Origin of the sequence: Carnimonas nigrificans ATCC BAA-78 (genome assembly GCF_000526695.1) — a bacterium.
Lineage (GTDB): Bacteria > Pseudomonadota > Gammaproteobacteria > Pseudomonadales > Halomonadaceae > Carnimonas > Carnimonas nigrificans.
On record NZ_JAGO01000012.1, the window covers coordinates 39,534 to 63,881 of the forward strand.

Annotated in this window: 22 protein-coding genes; 17 read left to right on the forward strand and 5 right to left on the reverse strand. The window is 58.4% G+C overall.

What is annotated here, in order from left to right:
* Nucleotides 1-59 precede the first annotated feature (59 nt).
* Both L881_RS0106215 and htpG read left to right on the forward strand, forming a co-directional pair.
* On the forward strand, nt 60-377 hold the full coding sequence (locus L881_RS0106215) for a YkvA family protein (protein WP_025732839.1): 318 nt from the start codon (nt 60-62) through the stop codon (nt 375-377).
* 73 nt (nt 378-450) lie between these two features.
* Nucleotides 451-2,367 carry a molecular chaperone HtpG gene (gene htpG, locus L881_RS0106220; RefSeq protein ID WP_025732840.1) on the forward strand — a complete coding sequence of 639 codons (1,917 nt, stop codon included), beginning with the start codon at nt 451-453 and terminating at the stop codon, nt 2,365-2,367.
* 111 nt (nt 2,368-2,478) lie between these two features.
* Here htpG and L881_RS0106225 read toward each other — a convergent pair whose 3' ends face one another.
* Entirely contained in the window at nt 2,479-3,954 is a 1,476-nt protein-coding gene (locus L881_RS0106225) for an ATP-binding protein (RefSeq protein WP_084055418.1), read from the reverse strand.
* Nucleotides 3,954-4,622: a response regulator transcription factor gene (locus L881_RS0106230; RefSeq protein WP_025732842.1), complete on the reverse strand. Its 669-nt coding sequence runs from the start codon at nt 4,620-4,622 to the stop codon at nt 3,954-3,956. Before L881_RS0106230 ends, L881_RS0106225 begins: the two co-directional genes overlap by 1 nt.
* A 469-nt stretch (nt 4,623-5,091) precedes the next feature.
* Between L881_RS0106230 and L881_RS0106235 the strand changes: the two genes are divergently transcribed.
* From L881_RS0106235 to sixA, 3 genes are read left to right on the forward strand one after another with little or no spacing between them, the layout of a single operon-like run.
* Nucleotides 5,092-6,621, forward strand: a complete 1,530-nt coding sequence (locus L881_RS0106235; RefSeq protein ID WP_025732843.1) for a protein adenylyltransferase SelO — start codon at nt 5,092-5,094, stop codon at nt 6,619-6,621.
* 53 nt (nt 6,622-6,674) lie between these two features.
* Nucleotides 6,675-7,745, forward strand: a complete 1,071-nt coding sequence (locus tag L881_RS0106240) for an NAD(P)H-dependent glycerol-3-phosphate dehydrogenase (RefSeq protein ID WP_025732844.1) — start codon at nt 6,675-6,677, stop codon at nt 7,743-7,745.
* Complete coding sequence (gene sixA / locus L881_RS0106245; RefSeq protein ID WP_025732845.1) at nt 7,742-8,239, forward strand: phosphohistidine phosphatase SixA; 498 nt, start codon at nt 7,742-7,744, stop codon at nt 8,237-8,239. Before L881_RS0106240 ends, sixA begins: the two co-directional genes overlap by 4 nt.
* A 5-nt stretch (nt 8,240-8,244) precedes the next feature.
* On the opposite strand, the gene L881_RS0106250 is transcribed toward sixA, so the two are convergent.
* Nucleotides 8,245-9,192: an AEC family transporter gene (locus tag L881_RS0106250; protein ID WP_034578776.1), complete on the reverse strand. Its 948-nt coding sequence runs from the start codon at nt 9,190-9,192 to the stop codon at nt 8,245-8,247.
* 237 nt (nt 9,193-9,429) lie between these two features.
* Here L881_RS0106250 and L881_RS0106260 point away from each other — a divergent pair, with 237 nt between their 5' ends.
* A complete protein-coding gene (locus tag L881_RS0106260) occupies nt 9,430-10,296 on the forward strand; it encodes an alpha/beta fold hydrolase (protein WP_025732847.1) in 867 nt (288 codons plus the stop codon).
* A gap of 1 nt (nt 10,297) precedes the next feature.
* Here the strand turns inward: L881_RS0106260 and L881_RS0106265 are convergent, their stop codons facing one another.
* Nucleotides 10,298-10,945: a Smr/MutS family protein gene (locus tag L881_RS0106265; RefSeq protein WP_025732848.1), complete on the reverse strand. Its 648-nt coding sequence runs from the start codon at nt 10,943-10,945 to the stop codon at nt 10,298-10,300.
* Between the two features lie 175 nt (nt 10,946-11,120).
* On the opposite strand from L881_RS0106265, the gene prmB reads away from it, so the two are divergent.
* Together prmB and aroC are read left to right on the forward strand one after the other, a co-directional pair.
* The gene (gene prmB / locus L881_RS12925) at nt 11,121-12,092 is read left to right on the forward strand and encodes a 50S ribosomal protein L3 N(5)-glutamine methyltransferase (RefSeq protein ID WP_051464828.1); all 972 of its coding nucleotides are present in this window, start codon (nt 11,121-11,123) and stop codon (nt 12,090-12,092) included.
* Nucleotides 12,093-12,129: 37 nt separating this feature from the next.
* Nucleotides 12,130-13,215: a chorismate synthase gene (aroC, locus tag L881_RS0106275; protein WP_025732850.1), complete on the forward strand. Its 1,086-nt coding sequence runs from the start codon at nt 12,130-12,132 to the stop codon at nt 13,213-13,215.
* Between the two features lie 442 nt (nt 13,216-13,657).
* On the opposite strand, the gene tsx is transcribed toward aroC, so the two are convergent.
* Nucleotides 13,658-14,548: a nucleoside-specific channel-forming protein Tsx gene (gene tsx / locus L881_RS0106280; protein ID WP_025732851.1), complete on the reverse strand. Its 891-nt coding sequence runs from the start codon at nt 14,546-14,548 to the stop codon at nt 13,658-13,660.
* Nucleotides 14,549-15,341: 793 nt separating this feature from the next.
* Between tsx and leuC the strand changes: the two genes are divergently transcribed.
* The 9 genes from leuC (at nt 15,342) to accD (ending at nt 24,325) form a co-directional block, all read left to right on the forward strand.
* Complete coding sequence (gene leuC / locus L881_RS0106285; protein ID WP_025732852.1) at nt 15,342-16,790, forward strand: 3-isopropylmalate dehydratase large subunit; 1,449 nt, start codon at nt 15,342-15,344, stop codon at nt 16,788-16,790.
* A gap of 18 nt (nt 16,791-16,808) precedes the next feature.
* Nucleotides 16,809-17,453, forward strand: a complete 645-nt coding sequence (leuD, locus tag L881_RS0106290; protein WP_025732853.1) for a 3-isopropylmalate dehydratase small subunit — start codon at nt 16,809-16,811, stop codon at nt 17,451-17,453.
* Nucleotides 17,446-18,222, forward strand: coding sequence for a class I SAM-dependent methyltransferase (locus tag L881_RS0106295; RefSeq protein ID WP_025732854.1), 777 nt, complete (start codon nt 17,446-17,448; stop codon nt 18,220-18,222). Before leuD ends, L881_RS0106295 begins: the two co-directional genes overlap by 8 nt.
* Nucleotides 18,223-18,239: 17 nt before the next feature.
* On the forward strand, nt 18,240-19,319 hold the full coding sequence (leuB, locus tag L881_RS0106300) for a 3-isopropylmalate dehydrogenase (RefSeq protein WP_025732855.1): 1,080 nt from the start codon (nt 18,240-18,242) through the stop codon (nt 19,317-19,319).
* A 155-nt stretch (nt 19,320-19,474) separates the two neighbouring features.
* Nucleotides 19,475-20,593 (forward strand): aspartate-semialdehyde dehydrogenase, encoded by a 1,119-nt coding sequence (gene asd / locus L881_RS0106305; RefSeq protein WP_025732856.1) that lies wholly within the window; start codon nt 19,475-19,477, stop codon nt 20,591-20,593.
* Nucleotides 20,594-20,807: 214 nt separating this feature from the next.
* On the forward strand, nt 20,808-21,338 hold the full coding sequence (locus L881_RS0106310) for an iron transporter (protein ID WP_025732857.1): 531 nt from the start codon (nt 20,808-20,810) through the stop codon (nt 21,336-21,338).
* A 278-nt stretch (nt 21,339-21,616) separates the two neighbouring features.
* Nucleotides 21,617-22,552: a tRNA pseudouridine(38-40) synthase TruA gene (gene truA / locus L881_RS0106315; RefSeq protein ID WP_025732858.1), complete on the forward strand. Its 936-nt coding sequence runs from the start codon at nt 21,617-21,619 to the stop codon at nt 22,550-22,552.
* Nucleotides 22,549-23,172: a phosphoribosylanthranilate isomerase gene (locus L881_RS0106320; protein ID WP_025732859.1), complete on the forward strand. Its 624-nt coding sequence runs from the start codon at nt 22,549-22,551 to the stop codon at nt 23,170-23,172. The genes truA and L881_RS0106320 overlap by 4 nt, the downstream gene beginning before the upstream one ends.
* 232 nt (nt 23,173-23,404) lie before the next feature.
* On the forward strand, nt 23,405-24,325 hold the full coding sequence (accD, locus tag L881_RS0106325) for an acetyl-CoA carboxylase, carboxyltransferase subunit beta (RefSeq protein ID WP_025732860.1): 921 nt from the start codon (nt 23,405-23,407) through the stop codon (nt 24,323-24,325).
* Nucleotides 24,326-24,348: the final 23 nt, after the last annotated feature.

Below are 24,348 nucleotides of genomic sequence, written 5' to 3' on the forward strand. Positions count from 1 at the left end.
GAAGTGGCGTTCTCGATGCTGGGTTCAGGGCTTGTGAAGGCCCGCTATGGAGACAGTCGATGAAACGTAAAAAATTCAATCTGTTTGGTCTTGTTGCTGGACGTGGCAATGTTCTCTTGCGGATTGCTAAAGCGCTGCGAACACTTGTGCCGATGATGCACGACTATATTCGCGGTGACTACCGCCCATTTCCCAGAAAGGCCGCGCTGCTGTTAATAGTAGCGATTGTCTATGTCTTCTTCCCGTTCGATCTCGTGCCCGACTTCATTCCGTTCTGGGGGCAGCTCGATGATCTGTTTATTAGCGGCTGGATACTCGCGAAGCTGGACGAAGAGCTTGACGGCTACCGCGCCTGGAAGCGCGGCCGCAGCTCATAAGCCAGCACAAGCCACGATTTCTCACCTGTCAGGGTGACTCCCGGACCTTCACTGTTATTCAGGAAAGAGAGCAATGACGCAACAAGAGTCTCAGTCTACTTCTTCAGCGCAAAAGGAAACGCTTGGATTCAAGACGGAAGTCAAACAGCTTCTGCATCTGATGATCCATTCGCTCTACTCAAACCGTGAAATCTTTCTGCGTGAGCTGATTTCAAACGCGGCTGATGCCTGCGACAAGCTGCGCTATCGTGCGCTGGAAGACGATGGCCTCTATGAAGGCGACAGCGAACTTAAGGTTCAGATTGAATTCGACGATCAGGCGAAAACGGTCACCATTCGCGACAACGGCATCGGCATGAGCCGCGACGATGTGATCAATAACCTCGGCACCATCGCCAAGTCGGGCACCGCTGAATTCCTCAAGCAGCTGTCAGGCGAGCAGCAAAAGGATGCCAACCTGATTGGTCAGTTCGGGGTGGGCTTCTACTCCGCCTTTATCGTGGCAGAGAATGTGCGTGTACGTACACGTTTGGCGGGAGCGCCAGCCGCGGAAGGCACCGAATGGATCTCCCAGGGGGAAGGCGAGTTCACCATCGAGACCATCGAGCTGCCGCGTCACGGCACCGAGATTACGCTCTCGCTGCGCAACGACGCAGAAGAGTTTGCCAACGAACATCGCCTGCGCTCGCTGATTCGCACCTATTCGGATCATATTGATCTGCCGGTGCAGATGAAAAAAGTGGAAGAAGCCGAAGACGAGCAGGGCGAAAAGACCACTACCGAATCGTGGGAGACTGTCAACCAGGCGCAAGCGCTCTGGACGCGCCCCAAAAGCGACGTGTCCGACGACGAGTACAACGAGTTTTACAAGCACATCGCCAGTGACTTCACCGATCCGCTGATCTGGAGCCACAACAAGGTAGAAGGCAAACTGGAATACACCAGCCTGCTGTATGTGCCGGGTCGTGCGCCCTTCGATCTTTATCAGCGTGAAGGCGTGCGTGGCCTCAAGCTTTATGTGCAGCGTGTCTTCATCATGGATGACGCCGAGCAGTTCCTGCCGCTCTACCTGCGCTTTATCAAGGGCGTTATCGACACCAATGCGCTGTCGCTCAACGTTTCCCGCGAGCTGTTGCAGAAAGACCCGCAGGTTGACAAGCTCAAGAGCGCACTGACCAAGCGCGTGCTCGATATGCTCAAGAAGCTGTCGAAGGACAGCGACAAGTATCAGGCTTTCTGGAACGAATTTGGCTCGGTGCTCAAGGAAGGTCCGGCAGAAGACGCCAGCAACCGTGAGAAAATCGCAGAGTTGCTGCGCTTCTCTTCAACGCATACCGATAGCACCGTGCAGAATGTGGCGCTCTCCGACTACGTTGAGCGCATGAAGGAAGGCCAGGACAAGATCTACTACCTGGCTTCCGAAAGCTTCAATGCTGCGCGCAATAGCCCGCATCTCGAAATCTTCCGCAAGAAAGGCATCGAGGTACTGCTGCTGAGCGACCGTATCGACGAATGGCTGACCACGCACCTCACTGAATTCGACGGTAAAACGCTGGTTGATATCGCCAAGGGCGATCTTGATCTTGGTGCCGTAGAAGATGAAGAAGAGAAGAAAGCGCAGGAAGAGAGCGCCAAGGCCAGAGAAGGGCTGGTAGGGCGTCTTAAGGAAGGTCTGGGCGAGCGTGTGAGCGACGTGCGCGTTACTCATCGCTTGACCGACTCGCCTGCCTGCGTGGTGCTGGATGCCAACGATATGGGGCAGCAGCTGCGCAAGCTGATGGAAGCCGCTGGTCAGGCAGTGCCCGAAAGCAAGCCGATCCTTGAGATCAATCCAGAGCATCCGCTGGTGAACCGCCTCGATACGCTTGAAGGCGATGAGTTTGAAGGCTTTGCCAGCGTGCTGCTGGATCAGGCGATTATCGCTGAAGGCGGGCATTTGGATGATCCTGCCGCCTACGTCAAGAAACTGAACGCCTTGCTGATGCGTTAAGTGGCACTGTCGTTCCATTGGTAGACAAACGCCCCGCTGGATAACCAGTGGGGCGTTTTTAGTTGGCAAGCTGAAAATAACCGGAAGTGGAGGTAAAAGTGTGGCGAAGAGCTAGCGCTGCTGGCTATTAGGCCAGGTCACGCGTGCCTCAAGTCCACCTTCGGGGCGATTGGTAAGGCTCAGTTCGGCATGCTGGCGTTTCAGCAGCGCCTCGACAATGGAAAGCCCCAGCCCGCTGCCTGAATCCCGCGGCGATGCACCGCGCCGGAAGCGCTCGGTCACCCGGTCGATAAGCTGCGGGTCGATGCCATCACCATTGTCCAGCACCGCGACAGTAGGGCGCTGCTGGTCGTCATACGAAAGATGAACCTCGACAGTGCTGCCGGAGCGGGTATAGCGCAATGCGTTGTCGATCAGGTTTCTCAACAGTACGCCCACCTCGGTGGCGTCGGCGTAAATTTCCACTCTATCAAGCCCCGTCACGCTCAATTCGTGCTGATGGCGTTCGGCCAGCGGCAGCATTTCACCAGCCATCTGCGCCGCAACATTATACAGATTGATGCGGGAGAGCTGTTGCGCGGGCTGGCTGTCAACGCGCGCCAGCGTCAGCAGCTGGGCGATTACGCGCTGCAAACGATCAATACCCTGATTGACCTTCTCCAGAGAACGGGCAGCGCTCTCCTGATCCCCCGAACGGATATTGTCCAGATGAATCTTGAGAGCCGCCAGGGGAGTGCGCAATTCGTGTGCGGCATCACCAGTGAAGCGGCGCTCGCGCTGTAGCGCGTTGTCCAGCCGCGCCATGAAGTCGTTGAGGGAGCGTTTCAACTCATGCAGCTCTTCCGGCACGTCACTGCTGACGGGAGTAAGGTCCTGCTCGTCGCGCTGTGACAGTTGCGTTGACAGCTCATCAATGGGCTGGGTAGCTCGCTGGATAATGCCGAAGACGAATAGCCCCGCGATAATCACTGCGATGGCATCCAGCAGCCAGTTGATCAGCACCGTATTGCGCGAAAGTGCTTCCTGCACGCTGCCTCTGATGCCGACGGCAATCCATAGCTGGCTGTCCTGGTCATAATGGCTATAGACGCGCCAGCTTTGGCCATGGTGGGTCAGGTCAGTGAAGCCTTCCTGATAAGGCTTCTCGAAGTTCGGGCCACTGCCCCAAACGGGGCTGAAGATGCCGGTTTTACCGTCATTGCTCCAGAAACCTATTGCCAGCGCAGATTCCCGATAACGGGCGGCGTGCGATAGCGGCGGGGTATGGTCGCGGTGTGGCAGCAGCTCTTCCTCGATATTCTGAGTGAGCGTTGCGTTGTTATCAGCGAGCGGCATCAGTTGGTGAGCCACCTTGCCAAGCTGCTGGGGGGACGTGTCTGAATCCACTGCCCCCGTGACCACAGCGCTGACCATGCGCAGTTCGTCATCGTGAATCTGCTTGACCTCGGCGCGAAACAGTACGTAGGCAACCAGCAGCGAGACGGCAGAGGTCGCCAGCAGAATCAGCAGCACGGTGCGCGTCAGGTAGCGTCGGATCGACTGAATCGTCGGTACTCTGGCGCTGCTGTTCGGCTGGCGTTTTGGCACTAGCTGAGTTCCTCTTTATCCTCAAGACGATAGCCGATGCCGCGCAGGGTGACGATCAGCTCGGGCGACAGCTTTTTGCGCAGGTGGTGAATATGCACTTCGAGCGCATTGGATTCGACCTCTTCGTCGCAGCCATAAAGCAGATGTTCAAGGTGAGGGCGGGTGAGTACTTCGCCTGCGTGATTGGCAAGCTCCAGCAGCAGGGCATATTCGCGCCGCCCCAGCTTCACCAGCTCGTTGTTCCAGCGCACTTCATGGCGGGCTTCATCAATGGTGAGCTGATTGATGACCAGCACCTGGGAGGCACGCCCGATGGAGCGCCGAATCACCATGCGCAGGCGCGCCAGCATCTCATCCAGCTCGAACGGCTTGAGAATATAGTCATCGGCACCCGCATCCAGCCCTGCGACACGATCATCCACCGCATCACGAGCGGTCAGGATCACGACGGGCATGGATTCGTTCTCGCGAATGTGGGCGAGCACCGCCATGCCGTCAATGCCGGGCAGCGTCAGATCAAGCAATACCGCTGAAAACGCATTGCCATCCAGTGCTTGCAGAGCGCTTTCGCCATCCTGTACCCAATCGACCTGGTAGCCGTTATTCTTCAGCGCTGTTTCAACGCCATCGCCCAGAAGCGGATCGTCTTCTACCAGTAGTATTCTCATGGCGTATAAGGCCCTTGTGGTGAAATCAATGAAATATCGTACAACCCATATGAAGGCTGATGGCGCCCATCATAGCGAGTCATGCGCGCGCAAGGCTTACGGTTATATTAGGGCGCCCTGGCAAGCAAGTATCAGCATACAACATGTATCATGGTGTGTTTGCAGTGCTTCTTTCTCCAGTAGCTACCGTTCAATATCTGCTGCGCGCTGGCGCTACTGCGTTAATAACAGGCTCTGACTGCGTATTTGCAACGGGTAAACTTAGCGTTTTCGCCTGTTTTTGCCTTGCTTGGCGCTGGCTTGCGAGACCTTGAATAGCTGCTAAGGTAACGGCTGCATATAACGCGCGGTGTATCTAAGCTATTGTTAAGTTTAGAATTAGTTGAGCAGTAAAGCTTAATTGCATGGATTATCAACGTTTACTTCTGCGCTGAAAAGGTGGTTGTGATTGATTATTGGAGAGAGTGGCATGACGCCTACGCCTGATACCACCCCTGATCTCCCCCCAAAGGGAGAAACACCCGCATCGCTCAAGCGTTTCGACAATCGCTTTGCACGGCTTCCGGCGCACTTCTTCAGCGCACTGGAGCCAGCCGTACAACCCGGTACGCAGCTACTGGATGTCAGCCCTGACTGCCGTCGTTTGCTCGATATGTCTCGGGAAGAGATCAGCGATGAACATCTGCGTGCGCTGCTGGGTGGCGAGCAGCTATGGCCTGGCATGCAGCCACTGGCGCAGAAGTACACCGGGCACCAGTTCGGCAGCTATAACCCTGATCTGGGCGATGGGCGCGGTTTGCTGCTGGGAGAGTGGCGCAACGATAGCGGGGTAGCCTTTGATCTGCACCTGAAGGGCGCTGGGCGTACCCCTTATTCGCGGCATGGCGATGGTCATGCCGTGCTGCGTTCAAGCGTGCGTGAGTATCTGGTGAGCGAAGCCTTTGCAGGGCTGGGGCTGCCCTCTACCCGTGCCCTGGCAGTAGCGGTCAATCAGCAGCAGGTGCCTCGCGAGCGTTGGGAGCCGGGCGCGACGCTATTAAGGGTTGCGCCCAGCCATGTGCGCTTTGGTCACTTCGAGTGGCTGGCGCTCTCTGGGCATCGTCAGGATGTGGCGCTATTGGTCAATCACGTACTTGCCCAGCATTGGCCTGATCTGCTGGAAGCACCATCGCCCGCGCTGGCGATGTTCGAGCGCTGCGCCGAACGTACCGCTGAAATGATCGCGGGCTGGCAGGCCATGGGATTTGTGCATGGGGTGATGAACACCGATAACATGTCGATCCTGGGGATCGCTCTGGACTTCGGCCCCTTTGCCTTCCAGGAGCAGTTTGACCCTGCCTTCACGCCTAATCTGACCGATGCAGGCGGGCGCTACGCCTATTCCGAGCAGCCCTCCATCGGCATGTGGAATCTGTCGCGGCTGGCCTTTGCCCTGCTGGAGCAGGTCGCGATGGAAGTGGGCAGTGAAGAGGCGGCTCAAACGGTATTGCAGCACGCGTTGGAAGAGTATGGCGAGCGCGTTAATCACGCCTTTGGCGAGCGAATGCGGGCGCGTCTTGGGCTACAGCAAGAAATGCCCGATGACACCCAATTGCTGGGTGATTTTCTCTCCCTTCTGTATCACCAGGGGCTGGATTACCACCGCGCATTTCGGGCGCTGGCAAGCGTGAATGAGCAGGAGCCTGCCGCCACCCCCGCTGATCTGGGGCAGAGTGCAGCCGCCGATGGCTGGATCGAGCGCTACCGAATGCGGCTGCTTCACGAAGAGCGCTCCACCCGTGAGCGCCAACAGGCGATGAATCAGGTGAATCCGCTCTATGTACTGCGCACTCATCTGGCGCAGCGGGCCATCGAAGCGATTGAGCAGCATAATGATACCCGCGAGCTAAAACGTCTGCGTGAGCTGTTGGCTGCGCCATACACGGCGCAGCCCGGAATGGATTATTATGCTGAACCGGCCGCCGGTGGTGCGCCGGTGCGGTTATCCTGCTCGTCATAGCGCTGGACGAAGGATAAGCGCTGTAACCATGCAGTTTTTTCAGGAGTGACGGAATGCAAGAGACGCCGGCCAGAGTTGCGGTTATCGGGGGCGGGAGCTTTGGCACCGCACTTGCCAGCATTGCTGCCAGCGGTGGTGCCCAGGTGCGTCAATGGTTGCGCGATGCTGCGCTGGCGGAGCGCATCAATCGTGAGCACATTAATGATCTTTACCTGCCTGAGTTCACCATTCATGACGCGGTCATTGCCTCCACCGATATGGCCTGGGTGCTGGAAGAGGCCACCCTGGTACTGGTGGCGATTCCTTCCAAGGCGTTTCGTCAGGTGGTGCGTCAGGCGGCGCCCCATATTCCCGCTGAAGCGGTGTTGATCAGTACCACCAAAGGGGTCGAGGCGGGGCATTTGTGCCTGATGAGTGACGTGCTGCTGGAGGAGACAAACAGCGCCCATGTGGGAGTACTGTCCGGCCCCAATCTGGCGGCTGAAGTAGCGCAGTATCAGCTGACCGCCAGTGTCATTGCCAGCGAGGATGAGCGCGCCCGTGCGCTGACCCAGCATGTGTTGAGTTGTGACTTCTTCCGCGTTTACGCCAACAGCGATCGCCATGGGGTGGAACTGGCGGGCACGCTGAAGAATATCTATGCCATTGCCGCCGGTATGGCGCAGGCGATGGGCATGGGGGAGAACACCAAAGCGATGCTGATGACCCGCGCGCTGGCCGAAATGAGCCGCTTCGCGGTTGATCGAGGGGCCAATCCGCTCACCTTCCTGGGGCTGGCAGGCGTCGGTGATCTGATCGTGACCTGCTCGTCGCCGCTGTCGCGCAATTTTCGGGTAGGGCGGGCACTGGGGACAGGCTTGTCCCTTGAGGAGGCGGTCGCCTCACTGGGGCAGGTTGCCGAAGGGGTCAATACCGTACAGCTGATCTACGCCGAAGCGCAGAAAAGCGGGGTCTATATGCCGCTGCTGGAAGGCTTGTATCGGGTGATGTTCGAGCAGGTGCCAGCCTCGCAAATGGCGCAGTCGCTGATGCGCAATGATCACGCCAGCGATGTTGAATTCACGTTGTCACGGGAAGATACGCGCCAGGCTCATCAACATTTGCGCAGCGGCTCAGCCTCATGATGCGTTTGTGGATCATGCGCCATGGGGAAGCGGGCAGCGCCCACAGCGATGCCGAGCGACCATTGACAGCGGCGGGTGAAGCGCAGGCCCGCCAGAGCGGGCGCTGGCTGGCCAGTCAGCTATCGCCAGCGGAGCCGTTGGTTGTCATTCATAGCCCGCTGAGGCGTGCACGGCAATCGGCGGTGCAGGTGATGGAAACGCTGACGCAGTGCGGCAACGCTACTACCGAACCGCAGCTTCTGGAGAGCGAGCGCCTCACTCCAGAGAGTAGCGCCAGCGAGCTGATCGAATGGCTGACCCTGCAGCAGTGGCGGGGCAGTTGGCTGCTGGTCAGCCATATGCCGCTGGTGGCAACACTGACCGAGCAGCTACAGGAAGGGGGCCGGCATCAGGGTAGCTCCTTTGCCACTGCGCAGATCGTGGGGCTTGATGCCGACGTATGGGCCAGCGGCTGTGCCAGCTACGCGGCCTCCTTCACGCCAGCGCGCACCTGATATGGCTAGATGGGCAGTAGCGTCAGAATGGCGAGACCGATACTCACCGTGACCATCGCGCCGAGGGTGGTAAAGGCAATGATGCTGGCCGCCAGTTCGCCGTTACCGCCCATGGTTTTCGCCATCACAAAGCCTGCCGTGGCGGAGGGAGCTGCGAAGTAGAGAAACAGCGTACCCAGCTCAGCGTGACGGAAGCCGCACAGCCAACCGCCCAGGGTGAGCAGCAGCGGTATAATGACAATCTTCAAAAGCGTCGCTTCGATGGTCTCTCTGCCGCTATTGCGCAGCTCGGCCAGCGAGAGCGATCCGCCAATGCACAGTAACGCCAGCGGAAGCGTCAAATGGCCCAGCGTATCGCCGGTACTGGCAGCCCAGCGCGGCATGCCCAGACCGGTCAAGCGCCATACGAGCGCGGCGATTACCCCGATAATCAGCGGATTCCCTAACACCTTGCCGACAAGGTGCAGCACGCTAACGCGCTGCCCGCTGTAGAGCGTCAGCACCACCACGGAAAGCCCGTTATAGAGCGGAATCAATACCGCGATCATCAGCGCACCAAGACTGACACCATGGCGGCCATACATGCCGGTGGCAAAAGCCAGCCCCAGCACTGCGCCATTGCCGCGAAAGGCCCCTTGAATGAAGGTGGCGCGATTGGCAGGCGTAGCGCGCCAGCAGCCCCACAGCCACGTCAGCACCAATGACGCTATGGTTGCCAGGGCGAGATAGATCAGCAGCGCTACATTGATGGTATCAGCGTGAATCGTCAGCACATTGAAAAAAATCAGCACGGGCATGCTGAGGGTGAAGACCAGCTTCGATGCCGTCGCAATAAAGGCCGCATCAATCATCCTGCGCCAGCGCAGCACAGCGCCCAGCGCAATCAGCAGGCAAATCGGCAGCGTGACATTCAGCGCTTGCCCCATGCCAGCCCATAGTGACGGTGAACTCATCGTGAAGCGGCGCCGATCAGCGCATCAGAAAGGCAACGAACAGTGCGACTGCCACCACCAGTAAAAAGATCGGAGCACGGGTGCGACGGCCGAGGGAGCGGGTAGTGGAAGCATTTTCGGGACGGTGATCGGCCATGGCAAGTATCCGTTTTGGGTAAGCGCTCGCGATTGCGAATGGCTAAAATAGGGCCTTTCATCATAGAGAACCGCGCAGCAGGGGAAAAGGAGTACACCGTTATGGATTCGTCTAATCCAGCACAGGGCGCGCCGCAGAGCCTGGCGCAAGGTCGTTTGGCGGCGCTACGCTGGGGGCGGCGGGAGGCACCGGTATGGCTGTGTCTGCATGGCTGGCTGGATAACGCAGCAACTTTTTCGCGGTTGGCGCCGCGTTTGTGCGAGCAGCTCGATGTGCAGCTGGTCGCAGTCGAGTTGAGCGGGCACGGCCACTCGCGCTGGCGCGAGGCCGGGCGCTACATGCTGTGGGATTACGTGGAAGATGTCATCGCCGCGCTGGGTGATCTTGGGCTGAACAGCGCCGTGATCATGGGGCACTCGCTGGGGGCGATTGTGGCAACGCTGCTTGCCGCTGCACTGCCCGAACGTGTCGAGCGTTTGCTGCTCATTGATGGGTTGATTAGCCAGGCCACGCCTGTTGAGCAGACGGCTACGCAATTGCGCGAAGCGCTGTTAACGCCCCGCCGCGATCCGGCCTCGCGACGCCCCTACCGTTCCTTCGAGCAGGCCGTGGATGCGCGGGTGTTGGGCGCGGTAACGCCGGTTGATGCTCACACCATCGCGCCCGTAGTAGCACGGAATTTACGGGAAGAAGAGGAGGGCTTGGTACTGCGCAGCGATGTTGCGCTGCATCGACCATCGCCGCTGCGTTTCACCGATGCCCAGAATCTCGCTCTCATACAGAATCTGCGCTGCCCGGTCAGCGTGCTGGCAGCGAGTCACGGTATTCTTGGCAAGCCCGCGCGCGATGCCGCCGCAGGCATTGAGCAGTTGCACTGGATTGCACTGCAAGGCGGTCATCATCTGCACCTGGAGGAAGCTCATGTGGCGGCGGTTGCCGCAACGATTATCCGCGAGGTGTCAGAGTAGGTTACTGGCGGGCCTTCTTGAGCAGCACATAGACCGCGCCGGTGCCCCCGTCGCTGGGCGTTGCCGAACTGAAGGCCAGCACCTGCGGCCATTCGCGCAGCCAGGCGTTAACGTGGCTTTTGATGACGGGGTAGCCCGCCTGGGTTGACCACGCCTTGCCGTGGACGATCAGCACGCAGCGCAGCCGTTTGGCATCGGCGTCGTGCAGAAAAGCTTCTACCTGATGGCGCGCTTCTTCCAGCGCGTAGCCGTGCAGATCAAGTCCGGCCTGCCATTCGATTTCGCCGCGTTTAAGCCGCCCAATCAGGCGTTGATCAATATCGCCAAGGGCAAACAGCAATGACTGCGACGGCGAAACAGGTTCGACGCGACCATCGCTGGTACGTGAGGCGGCATGCAACTGCTGCTCGTTGGTTTCGGCGGCGCGACGGCGTGCGGTAGCCGCGTTGCTGTCGAGCGCAGGCGTATTACGCACCGACTCAGCACGATTACGATGGCGTTTGCTGATGCGTTCAACACCTGCATCAAGCAGCGCCTGACGAAACAGCGATACTTCGTCGTGGTTGTCATGGTTGTTGTCGTCGGCGTGGTTGTCGGTGTCGCCGTGCCTGGCATGTGAGTAGGGCGGGGTCGAATTATCCTTCGCCATGGTCGATCTCCTTTCGCAGCATGCGCAGTATAACGGGTTGGCCGATGGCGAAAAGGCCAGTGTGCCGTTCGCGCCTGACCGACGTACAGGCGCTGGCCTTGTGAGCACGGCTGTTGTCGAGCGCGGCGGCAAGGTACAATCCGATCACTTTTACTCTCTTCAGTCGTTGAATGTTATGCCGTCTTCCAGTGCTACCCACTACCAGCCTCTACCGCCTCTCGATCCGCTCGCCGCGTCTGATGATGAACTGATCGCGACCCTGACCCGCTTGCGTGACCTGCTGCGCTGGTGTGCCAGTGCCCTTGAGCATGGCAGTCAGGGGCGGCCGCTCTACTTTGGTCACGGCACCGACAGTGCGTGGGATGAAGCGGTAGCGCTGGTGCTGGGCGCGCTGCATCTGCCTGCCAGCAGCGGTCGCGAGGTGCTGGACAGCCAGCTACTGGAGAGCGAACGCGCGCGTATCGTGGCGCTCACCCGCGCCCGCGTCGAGCAGCGTATGCCGCTGCCTTACCTATTGGGGGAAGCATGGTTTGCGGGGCTGCTGTTCAAGGTCGATTCACGTGTGCTGATTCCCCGTTCACCGATTGCTGAATTGATCGAAAGCGGCTTCGAGCACTGGTTCCCCGAGCGTGACCCCGCGACGGTACTCGATCTTTGCGCTGGTTCGGGCTGTATCGGTATCGCTGCGGCAATGGCGCTGCCTACATCATCGGTCATTCTTGCAGATATCAGTGAGGATGCGCTGGCAGTAGCGCGTGAAAACATCACCCGCTTCGATGTGGGCAATCGCGTGAAGGCGGTTCGCTCGGACGTTTTCGATGGCCTTGAAGGGCAGCGTTTTGAGCTGATTGTCTGCAATCCCCCCTACGTTGATCGCCGCGATCTTGCCAACATGCCAGCTGAGTTTCGTCATGAACCGGCGCTGGCATTAGGCTCCGGCGATGATGGCCTCGACTTTACGCGGCAGCTTCTGCGTCAGGCGGCGCAGCATCTCAGTGAAGAGGGTGTACTGATTGTGGAAGTGGGCAATTCAGAGCGCCAGTTGATCGACGCCTTCCCCGAGCTGCCCTTTATGTGGCTCGACTTTGAACACGGTGGTCACGGGGTGTTTGCCCTGTCGGCCGAGGATTTGCGCAGCGCCTTCTAAATGGCGGCACTGCGCCTGAACGTTTCAGGAACTTACTATGTCAGGCAATACCTTCGGCAAGCTGTTTACCGTGACCACTGCTGGCGAAAGTCATGGAGCAGGGCTGGTCGCCATTGTGGATGGTTGCCCGCCAGGACTTGCGCTTAGCGAAGCCGATCTGCAGCACGACCTTGATCGCCGCCGCCCAGGGACTTCCCGCTATACCACGCAGCGGCGTGAAGGCGATCAGGTGCGTATTCTCTCGGGAGTGTTTGAGGGCGAAACCACCGGTACGCCGATTGCGCTCTTGATTGAAAATACCGACCAGCGCTCCAAGGATTATTCGGCGATCAAGGATCTGTTCCGGCCTGCCCACGCTGACTACACCTATCACCACAAGTATGGTCGCCGTGACTATCGGGGCGGTGGTCGCTCCAGTGCTCGCGAAACAGCGATGCGCGTGGCGGCTGGTGCCATCGCCAAAAAGCTGCTGGCGCAGCAGGGCATTGAGGTGCGCGGCTATATGAGCCGCATGGGGCCTATTGAGCTGCCTTTTGTGAGCTGGGAAGGGGTCAACGACAATCCCTTCTTCTGTGCTGATGATTCGCGTATCGAAGAGCTGGAAGCCTTCATGGAACAGCTGCGTCGTGAGCAGAATTCGATTGGTGCCGAAATTACAGTGGTGGCAGAAGGTGTGCCGCCGGGCTGGGGCGAACCTGTCTTTGACCGCCTGGATGCCGATCTGGCCCACGCGCTGATGGGGATCAACGCGGTGAAGGGGGTTGAAATTGGTGACGGTTTCAAATCCGTTGCGCAGCATGGCACTGAACATCGCGATGAAATGACGCCGCAGGGCTTCGCTAGCAATCACGCCGGTGGTGTGCTGGGCGGTATTTCCAGCGGTCAGCCGGTAGTGGCGCGACTGGCATTGAAGCCAACCTCGTCGATTACGACTCCGGGCCGCTCCATTAATACGTCAGGCGAGGCCGTCGAAGTAGTTACCAAAGGGCGCCACGACCCCTGTGTCGGTATTCGCGCCACTCCCATTGCCGAAGCCATGATGGCGCTAACGCTAGTGGATCATTGGATGCGTCAGCGCGCGCAAAATGGCGATGTCGAGGTCGCGACACCGGTGCTGCGTTAAGCAGCGATCACCGGGTAAAGCCTCGCTCATGCGAGCGGGGCAAGCGCTGGTTAATGTTGAATGATGGTGTCTTTCTCCAACGCTGAATCTGATTGCTCTCATCGACAGTCGGATTCAGCGTTTTGCGTTTATTACAGCGCTCCGCCTTATTTGCTTCTCTCCATCCTGAGCGGCGCTGTCACGACATTAACAAGCAGATATCCACCCTTTTAGTGATAACCGCTCAGAAATACCGAGATATGGGCATGGAAAATCCGCTCATGCGACTTCTTCCAGCATATCCCTGACAGGAAGGCGGCGAGTGTTGTTGCTGCGTGACATTCTCGCGTAGAAGACGGATGCCGCTACTTATGAAGTGTGGATATTTCTTCTTTTAGACGCAGTGCTCTAACAGCGAGAAACTCCGCCCATAACACCATAGAAGTGTTTGGGCGGAAGGCGATTAAAAGCTATAGGTCACAATAAAGTATTCGCCCCAGCCGGTCGTTTTGGCCTTGAAGCTGCCAAGATCGGCGCCGGAGCGGAAGTTGCTGGCATTGTGGAAATAGCGGCCCACTACGCTAACGGCCCAGTGCGTCCATGACAGGGAGAGTACGTTGGTGGATACCCAGGCGGTGGAGGTGCGCACGCCGGGGTTATCCTTGTCGAGATTGGAGCCGAAATCATAATTGGTGAAGCCCACCCAGGTCAGGTCGGCGTCGGCGAGCTGCGTAAGCGGCACAATATATTTCACCTGTGCGCGATAACCGTCCCAACTGTTCTCATTACTGGCGCGATAGTTTTCGAACTGACGCCGTCCATAAAAGTTAAACGACAAATTAACGCGGCTGTGGGTATCAATATCGGTGCCTAATCCGATATAGAGCGTGTGCTGGCGTCCATCGCGGTTATGGCCGAGATCAAAGACATCATCCGCTGCAATATAGAACTCCTTGAACGGCCCGATGCTCAGATCCTTGCCGGTCAGATGGTTAATCGACAGGCGCGGCTCTAACTCCCAGAACAGCGGCGAGCCATCATTCCAGGCGCCCTTGTCTGCTCCGTTACCAATCCCCACGAACCTTGGCATATCAATATAGCCATAGAGATCCCATGGCCCCTTGCGGCCCATGAATTCATATTCAAGATAGACATCATCGACCGGCTGAGGCCCAAAGCGAATATCGTGACTGCCAATCACATTGATGTGCTGGGTCAGCCACTCCGACATATAGGGGCTGGATTTGCTTTGTGCCGGCACACTGGCGAGTTTATGGGTATCGACTTCCTGCTGGGCACAGGCGAGAGAAGGCAGCAGCGCAGCGAGCGATGCCATGGCGAGCAATGATTTCATTGTGGTGTTGTTCCCGTTGTTATTGTTGGCTGACGTACCGAGAGGGTGAAGGAAAGGTACTCACAAGTGCACCGGCAGCGGGTGGAAATTGTCACGCGGCGCGTTCCCGATAATGAGCCAAAAGGCGATTATGTCGTTATTGCACTATCCTGCCGTGAAGTATGCCAGTAATACGATTGTGTTTGCTATCGGCCTGGAAACGCCATTACCCGGGAAATCCCGTCATGCGGCTACCAGTGCATGGTTGCGTGTGCCAGGTACGATAACGATAAAGCGCAATAGCGCGCAGTGTGGTGCGGTTTATGAGCAGTGGAGGGTAATCGCGGTTCGCTGTGTGCCGTCAGCGCAATAATCTATCGCACGCGAAGCAACACCTTCCTTCGGCCTTGCTCTAATGCTTCGAGCGCCGAGAGATTCCTCCCTTGGCTTCTCGCGTGTCAGCCGCTTGCGGGTGACTGGTCGGGCCAAATAGAGGGAAGTCAGTAAAAAAGCCGCACTTGCCAGGCTTCATCAATGCGCCAGTAGGGGGGGCAGAAGGCTTCACTGGAAGATGTGTGCTGCCATTGGAGAAGGCGACGGGCGAAGAACATGCATGGTTTTTATCCAAGCCCCCGATCAATCTCTGTATAAGTTGCTTTAATGAAGGAAAACAAGGCATAAAGTTGCCGTTTATTGGCTAGAGGTTGAAATTAAGTGCCTTTTTTGATCCAATGGTCGCATTCATAATGTTAAGCAGGATTCGGCAGCCCTTGAACAACCGTGGCGTCAAGGGCCGTTAACGAGGAGATAGGCGATGGCCGCCCAGACATTGTACGACAAGTTGTGGCAAGCGCATTTGGTGAGCACCCGTGACGATGGCACGTCACTGCTCTACATCGACCGCCAGTTGCTGCATGAAGTCACTTCGCCCCAGGCGTTTGAGGGGCTGCGGCTGGCGGGGCGCACACCGTGGCGTCTGGATGCCAACCTGGCAACGGCTGACCATAACGTGCCGACTACTTCGCTGGAGCGCAGCGAAGGGGTGGATGGCATCAAGGACAACGTCTCGCGCATCCAGGTGATGACGCTGGATGACAACTGCCAAAGCTTTGGTATCGAGCTTTATTCGATCAACGATCTGCGCCAGGGCATCGTTCATGTGGTGGGGCCGGAGCAGGGCGCGACGCTGCCCGGCATGACAGTGGTCTGCGGCGACTCGCACACCTCCACGCACGGAGCCTTCGCCGCACTTTCTCACGGCATCGGCACCTCCGAAGTCGAACATGTGATGGCGACCCAGTGCCTGCTTCAGCGCAAGATGAAAAACATGCAGGTGCGTGTCGAGGGTGAACTGGGGCGTGGGGTTACCGCGAAGGATATCGTGCTGGCGGTGATCGGCAAGATTGGCACGGCGGGCGGTACTGGCTACGCCATTGAGTTTGCCGGTTCAGCTATTCGCGACCTGTCGATGGAAGGCCGTATGACCATCTGCAACATGTCGATTGAAGCAGGTGCGCGCGTTGGTCTGGTGGCTGCCGATGAGACTACCTTTGACTATATTCGCAATCGTCCCTTCGCCCCCCGCGCCGAGCAGTGGGACGCGGCCGTCGCCTACTGGCGCAATCTGGTCTCCGATGAGGGCGCGCACTTCGACAAGATCGTCGAACTTGATGCCGCCGAGATCGAACCGCAGGTGACCTGGGGCACCAGCCCGGAAATGGTCGCAGGCGTGCACGACTCCGTGCCTGATCCTGCGCAGGAGAGCGATGCTACCAAGCGTCGCGGTATTGAGCGCGCCCTGGAATACATGGGGCTTGAGGCCAATCAGGCGATCACTGATATCAAGCTCGATTGCGTTTTCATTGGCTCGTGCACCAACTCGCGCATTGAAGATCTGCGTGAAGCGGCCAAGGTGGCCCAGGGCCGTCGGGTCGCCTCCAGCGTCAAGCTGGCGATGGTGGTGCCAGGCTCGGGTCTGGTGAAAAAGCAGGCTGAGAAGGAAGGGCTTGACCGCATTTTCAAGGAAGCGGGCTTTGAATGGCGTGAACCGGGCTGCTCCATGTGTCTGGCCATGAACGCCGACAAGCTGGGGGCGGGTGAACACTGCGCTTCCACCTCGAACCGCAACTTCGAAGGGCGTCAGGGCTACGGTGGCCGTACCCACCTGGTCAGCCCCGCGATGGCGGCAGCGGCTGCCATTGCCGGTCATTTTGTTGATGTGCGCGATTTTGATCAGGCTCCCCGCGCAGCGGTCAGCGCCTAACCCATTCGGAGAGGTACCATGCAGAAGTTTGTACGTAAGGAAGGGTTGGTAGCACCGCTGGATCGCTCCAACGTCGATACTGACCTGATTATTCCCAAGCAGTTCTTGAAATCAATCAAGCGCTCGGGGTTCGGCCCCAATCTGTTCGACGAGCTGCGCTATCTCGATGAAGGCTATCCTGGGCAGGATTGCAGTCAGCGTCCGAAAAATCCCGATTTTGTGCTGAATCAGCCGCGCTATGAAGGTGCCAGTGTGCTGCTGGCGCGCAGTAACTTTGGCTGCGGCAGCTCGCGCGAGCACGCGCCCTGGGCGCTGGAAGATTTTGGCTTCAAGGTGATTATCGCGCCGAGCTTTGCCGACATCTTCTTCAATAATGCGTTCAAGAACGGCCTGCTGCTGATTACCCTTGATGAAGAGACCGTCGATCGTCTGTTCAAGGAAGTTGAAGCCAACGAAGGCTATCGTCTTGATGTCGATCTCGACGGCCAGAACGTTATCACGCCCAGCGGGGAACAGATTCCGTTCGAGGTAGATTCATTCCGCAAATACTGTCTGCAAAATGGTCTTGATGACATTGGCATCACGCTGGAGCAGGCCGACGCCATCCGTACCTTTGAAGCGCAGCACAAGACCGAGCAGCCATGGCTGTTTCGCGATGCCTAAGCCCACTGAAGGGGCCAGTCATGGTGCCGTGGTCGAGCGTCAGTTCGGCGGTCAGGCGGCGGCCTATCTGACGAGTCAGGTGCATGCCCAGGGCGAGGAGTTTCAGGCGCTGCGTGAGCGGGTGAGCAGGATGGCATCGCCGCGCGTGCTTGATCTCGGCTGTGGTGCGGGTCATGTCAGCTTTCAGTTGGCGGATCTGGCGGGCGAAATGACGGCGTATGACCTATCGCCGCGCATGCTGGCGGTGGTCGCAGAGACAGCGCGCGAGCGTGAATACGACAATATTTGCACCGTGCAGGGAGTAGCGGAGGCGCTACCCTTTGACGAGGCCAGTTTCGACGTGGTGATAAGCCGGTTTTCGGCCCATCACTGGCGCGATCTCGGCGCGGCACTGCGCGAAGTCCGGCGCGTGCTCAAGCCCGGTGGCGTGGCAGCCTTCATTGATGTGGTGGCGTCAGGGCAGCCGCTCTTTGACAGCTTTTTACAAACCGTCGAGATGCTGCGTGACACCAGCCATGTGCGTGATTACAGCGTGGGCGAGTGGACACGGCAGGTCGGCGAGGCGGGGCTTGATGTAACCGCGACGCAGCGCCAGAAGCTGCGCCTCGACTTCTCTAGTTGGATTGAGCGTATGAAAACCCCCGACGTGATGCGCGACGCGATTCGTCGCTTGCAGCAGGATGTGGGGCAGGAAGTGCGCGACGCTTTCGATATTGATACGGATGGCTCGTTTACCACCGACATGCTGGTGCTGTGGGCGACGAAGTGACAGTTCAAGGAATGGAAATGACGAAGAAAATTCTGGTGTTGCCCGGTGATGGTATCGGGCCTGAAATTACCCGCGAAGCGATCAAGGTGATCGAGGCGTTGAAGCCGCACGGTTTCGACGTAGAGCTTGAATACGGCAAGGTGGGCGGCGACGCTATCGACGCCACCGGTGAACCGCTTCCCGAAGCGACCGTCACGGCTGCCAAGGCCGCCGATGCGGTGCTGCTCGGTGCCGTAGGTGGGCCCAAGTGGGATAAGCTGGAAGATATCTCCAAGCGTCCTGAAAAAGGGCTGCTGGGTATCCGCAAAGCGCTGAATCTGTTCGGTAATCTGCGCCCCGCGATTCTGTACCCGCAGTTGGCATCGGCATCAGCGCTCAAGCCTGAAGTGGTGTCGGGGCTGGATATCATGATCGTGCGTGAACTGACCGGCGGCATCTATTTCGGACAGCCGCGCGGTATCGAAACCCGCGAAGACGGTACGCGCTACGGCTACAACACCTATATCTATGATGAAAACGAAGTGCGCCGCATCGGTCGGGTTGCCTTCGAGATGGCGCAAAAGCGTAACAAGAAGGTGTGTTCGGTCGACAAGGCCAATGTACTGGAAGCTACCATTCTGTGGCGGGAAGTCATGGAAGAGCTGGCAAGCGACTATCCCGATGTCGAGCTTTCCCACATGTATGTCGATAACGCCGCCATGCAGCTGGTACGCGCACCGAAGCAGTTCGACGTTATCGTGACCGGCAACATGTTCGGCGATATTCTCTCCGATGAAGCCTCGATGCTGACCGGTTCGATCGGTATGCTCCCCTCTGCTTCCTTGAACGACAAGGGCCAGGGCATGTTCGAACCGATTCACGGCAGTGCGCCTGATATTGCTGGAAAAGAAATAGCCAATCCGCTGGCCACCATTTTGTCGGTTGCGATGATGCTGCGCTATACGCTGGATCAGCCCGCGCTGGCAGAGCGTATCGAAGCCGCCGTTGGCAAGGTGCTCGACGATGGCCTGCGTACCGCTGACATCGCGGGTGAGGGCGAAGCGGTCGTCTCCACCAGCGAAATGGGCGATGCGGTGGTCAGCGCTCTGGCTTCCTAATGCAAAGCAGCGCCCCAGGCGCTGCGGCATGAATTTAACTGCGCGCATCTCGTGATGGGATGCGCGTTCGCTTATCAGGCGTCATACTGGTTGCCGTATCACAGGATAACCAGCAGGGAAGCAGCCACTTCCCGTACAGTAGGGTCGAGAACATTATGCTCAGGGTAGGATTCGTCGGTTGGCGAGGAATGGTGGGCTCCGTGCTGATGCAACGGATGCTCGAAGAACAGGATTTTCACGGTATCGAACCGGTATTTTTCTCCACCTCACAGGCAGGGCAGGCAGGCCCTGATATCGGTGTGGAAGTACCTGCGTTAAAGGATGCCCACGATATTCAGGCGCTGAAATCCGTCGATGTCATTATTACCTGCCAGGGTGGCGATTACACCAAGGCGATCTATCCGGCGCTGCGTGAAGCGGGCTTCAACGGCTACTGGATTGATGCCGCCAGTACCCTGCGCATGGCCGATGATGCGGTGATCGTGCTTGATCCGGTGAACCGCAACTTGATTGACCAGCGGCTTGATGCCGGTATTACCACCTTCGCAGGCGGTAACTGCACCGTTAGCCTGGCGCTGATGGGACTGGGCGGGCTGTTTGACGCGGGGCTGGTGGAGTGGGCCACTTCCATGACCTATCAGGCGGCTTCGGGTGCTGGTGCCCAGAACATGCGTGAGCTGCTGGTGCAGATGCGCGCGCTGGGGCAGGCGGCCAACGCTGAACTGGATCAGCCGGCCAGTGCCATTTTGGACATTGATCGCAAGGTGACCGCCGCGATGCGGGACGGCACGCTGCCTACTGACCGTTTCGGTGCGCCGCTGGCGGGGTCGCTGCTGCCCTGGATCGACGTTGAGCTGGACAACGGCCAGAGCAAGGAAGAGTGGAAGGGCGGAGCCGAAACCAACAAGATTCTGGGGCTGGCCCCCGGCACTGTGCCCATCGACGGCACCTGCGTGCGAATCGGTGCGATGCGCTGCCATGCTCAGGCGTTTACCATCAAGCTCAAGCACGACGTACCGCTTGACGAGATCGAAAACCGTATCGCCGAGCATAACCAATGGGCGCAGGTGGTGCCCAACCACAAGCAGCAGACCCTTGAGCAACTGACCCCCACGGCGGTCACGGGCACGCTGAAGGTGCCGGTCGGGCGCCTGCGCAAGCTTGCCATGGGCGACGAATATCTGTCGGCCTTCTCGGTAGGCGATCAGCTCTTGTGGGGCGCTGCCGAGCCGTTGCGCCGCATGCTGGATATTCTTAAACAGCGCCATGGATGAGTGATATTCATCGTTAAGTGCTGATGACAACTCCTCGCAGAATCCCGCTCTGCGGGGAGTTTTTCTTCCAGGAAGGGAGCGTGCCGGTACGCCCAGGGCGGTCGCTCGATTTTTTTGCGTTGACATTGGTGTGCCATTGGTGCTTCATTGATAATGATAATTAATATCATTTAATAAATCGAGCACTCAGATTCACCTCATCAGCGAGAAAAACATGGCAAGGTTAACAACAGCCGTCGTCGCGGCAGCAATAGGTATGGGGCTGGCAAGCAGCGCAGCTCAGGCAGAAGAGTTTCCGATCGGCGGTCCTGTCACGCATCATCATCTGGAAATCGCTTCCGCCTATCTTGAAAATATCTCTACCTCGCCGATGCCGGTCTCCATGGCGATGGACAAGGACGTTGTTCATCTTGAGACCGACGTACATGCGCTGAAGGATAACCCTTGGGGATACAGCGAAGGCAGTTGGGTTCCTTACATGAGCGTTGACTACGTGATTCGCAAGGAAGGGGATGATAAGTACCTTGAATTCGGTCGCTTGCTGCCGATGTCGGCGGCTGATGGGCCGCACTATGCCAATTCCGTCAAACTGGACGGCAAAGGGCGCTATACCGTGATCTTCAAATACAGCGCGCCGGATGACAACGGCTACCAGCGCCACGTCGGCAAGGAAACCGGCATCGAACAGTGGTTTACCCCCTTCACTCAAAGCTTTACCTTCAATTATCCGCAGAAGGCGAACTAACGGGACAGAGCCCGGCGATGGTATCTCGTCACCATCGCCGGCCCCTGCTGCTGAGCGCTTTCTGCTGCCGTGCAAACCCGCCGCAGCGGCCACTTCCTTTGATGCGTTTCACCTTCCGCATATGGATCGCACCTGCCTGACCTGCCACACGCTGTACCGAGCTATCGACCAATGGGATAGCGAGGTGGTTTGCGAAGCCTCTACAGGTCAGCGATAATTCCCGCCTTCTTCGACGCCTATCTCCGGCGTTATTGTCGTTACTCTGTTGCGGAACCCAGATGTCGCTTTTTGCCAAGCTTGATGAACGCACGCCGCTGACCGGGCGCATTGCCCTGGGCATTGAATATGAAGGGACTGCCTACTGTGGCTGGCAGCGGCTCAAGCATGCTCCTTCCATTCAGCAGTCGTTGGAAGAAGCGCTGGCAAAGGTGGCGCGTGCGCCGGTTGAACTGTCGGCAAGTGGACGCACCGATAGTGGTGTCCATGCCTGCCGCCAGATTGCTCACTTTGATGCGCCGTCTGCGCGCAGCCAGAAAGCTTGGGTGATGGGCGTGAATGCCAACCTGCCGCGTGATATCAGAGTGCACTGGGCAGTGTCGGTGAGTGACGATTTCCATTCGCGTGCCAGCGCCATTGCGCGACGCTACCGCTACGTTATCTACAATAGTGCGCGAGCGCCCGCTCTCGACCGCCAGCTATTAACCTGGCACCGCACGCTGCTGGATGCCGAGCGCATGCATCAGGCTGCACAGGTGCTGGTGGGCGAACACGATTTTTCGGCTTTCCGTGCGGCGCGCTGTCAATCCAGTACCCCCTGGCGTCACCTCCATTTCATTGAGGTCAATCGCTATGGGCCGCTGGTCGTGATCGACGTTCAGGCCAACGCCTTCCTTCACCATATGATTCGTAATATCGCAGGTACACTGCTCGCGATTGGCGATCAGCGCTACCCCGTTGAATGGTGCGGGGAGCTATTGAAGGCGGGTGTGCGTGCCGAGGCGGGAGCTACGGCACCTGCCAGCGGGCTGCATTTTGTGGATGCACGCTACGCTGCCAGCGAGGAGCTTCCCGCTACCCCACTGGGGCCAGTAGCGCTGGCCTTTCTCGGGGAATGGAGCGGTGAGCGCGAGGTGCCGATCGGTCATTACCTTGAGCAGCGCCGCGCGCGTATTGCCGAGCATTTGGCGCAGGGCCGTCAGGAGGATCAGGCGTGAGAACCCGAATCAAGTTCTGTGGACTAACCCGTGAACAGGATATCAAGGCAGCAGTGGCGGCAGGTGCCGATGCGCTGGGCTTTGTGCTGTGGCCGGGCAGCAAGCGGGCGGTCAGCATCGAGCGGCTGGCTGAGCTTGCACAGAGTGTGCCGCCTTTTGTGACGCGCGTCGGGCTGTTTGTTGATGCTCCGCTGTCCTTTATTGAGCAGGCCGCGCCCCATCTCGACCTGTTGCAGTTGCATGGCAATGAATCCCCTGAAGCGTGCCAGTGCTCGCCGCTGCCGTGGATCAAGGCGCTGCGCATGGCAAGCGATATTGATCTGGCGCGTGAGAGTGAGCGCTTTCAGTATGCACAGGGGCTGCTGCTGGATGCCTGGCACCCGGCGCTGCCGGGCGGCACCGGTGAGCGCTTCGACTGGCAGCGTATTCCCGAGTGGTTAGCGCCGCGCATTATTTTGGCTGGAGGGCTTGATGGCACGAATGTGGCAAGCGCCATCCAGCAGGTTGGCCCCTTTGCCGTTGATGTGTCAGGCGGCATAGAGTGTGCGCCAGGCATCAAGGATGCTGAACGCATGAATGACTTTGCGGCGGCGGTTGCGGCTGCCGACCAATTATCATAGTGGCTGGGCACTACCACTTTACCCCGTGTCACCGTTACAATGCGTGGCACGCGCTGTGCTCTATCGCCAATTTCAGCGTGCTGCGCTGGGCGTCGCTGAGTTGCGCCGTGCGCTACCTTCAAGGCAGTGCAGAGTACGCATCCAGCGGAAATAGAGTGGTGATGTTAGCGCCCGTTTTTTGTCAGTGCTTCGCTTGTGCGAAGCCACAATGTATCAAGGATATCCAGAGTTCATGAGCTGGCTGGACAAAATTGTACCGTCGATGGGCCGCACGCGTCAGGCTGACCGGCGCCAGAGTATTCCCAACGGGCTGTGGACCAAGTGTCCCAAGTGTGAAGCGGTGCTTTACCTTCCCGAACTCAAACACCATCAGAATGTCTGCCCCAAATGTGATCACCATCTGCGCATGGGTGCACGGGCACGTCTGGACTGGTTCTTCGATGAAGAAGGACGCGCCGAACTGCTGGAAGACCTGAAGCCAGTGGATCGGCTCAAGTTCAAGGATTCCAAGCGTTACAAGGATCGTCTCGCGGCGGCTCAGAAGAGCACCGGTGAAAACGATGCACTGATCGCCATGCACGGCACGCTCAACGGCCTGGATGTGGTCGCAGTGGCGTTCGAGTTCAGCTTCATGGGCGGCTCGATGGGCTCGGTCGTGGGCGAGAAATTCGCTCGTGCTGCCGAGCTGGCGCTGGAGAAACGAATTCCGCTGATATGCTTCGCGGCCAGTGGCGGTGCGCGCATGCAGGAAGCGCTGTTTTCGCTGATGCAGATGGCGAAAACCTCTGCCGCGCTGGAGCGTATGAAAAATGCGGGCGTGCCCTATATTTCAGTGCTCACCGATCCTGTGTTTGGTGGCGTCTCGGCATCACTGGCGATGCTGGGCGATCTGAATATTGCGGAACCCAACGCCCTGATCGGCTTTGCCGGGCCGCGCGTTATCGAACAGACCGTGCGCGAGAAGTTGCCGGAAGGCTTCCAGCGCAGCGAATTCCTGCTGGAGCACGGTACTGTCGATATGATCGTTCACCGTAACGAGCTGCGCGAAACGCTCGGACGGGTGCTGCGCAAGATGCAGCACAAATCGGTAGCCCCCGCGATTCAGCCGGCAGAACCTGCGGTTCAGGACTGGCCTGACGCTCCGGATGAGTGATCATATTGACGGTGGCATGGCGA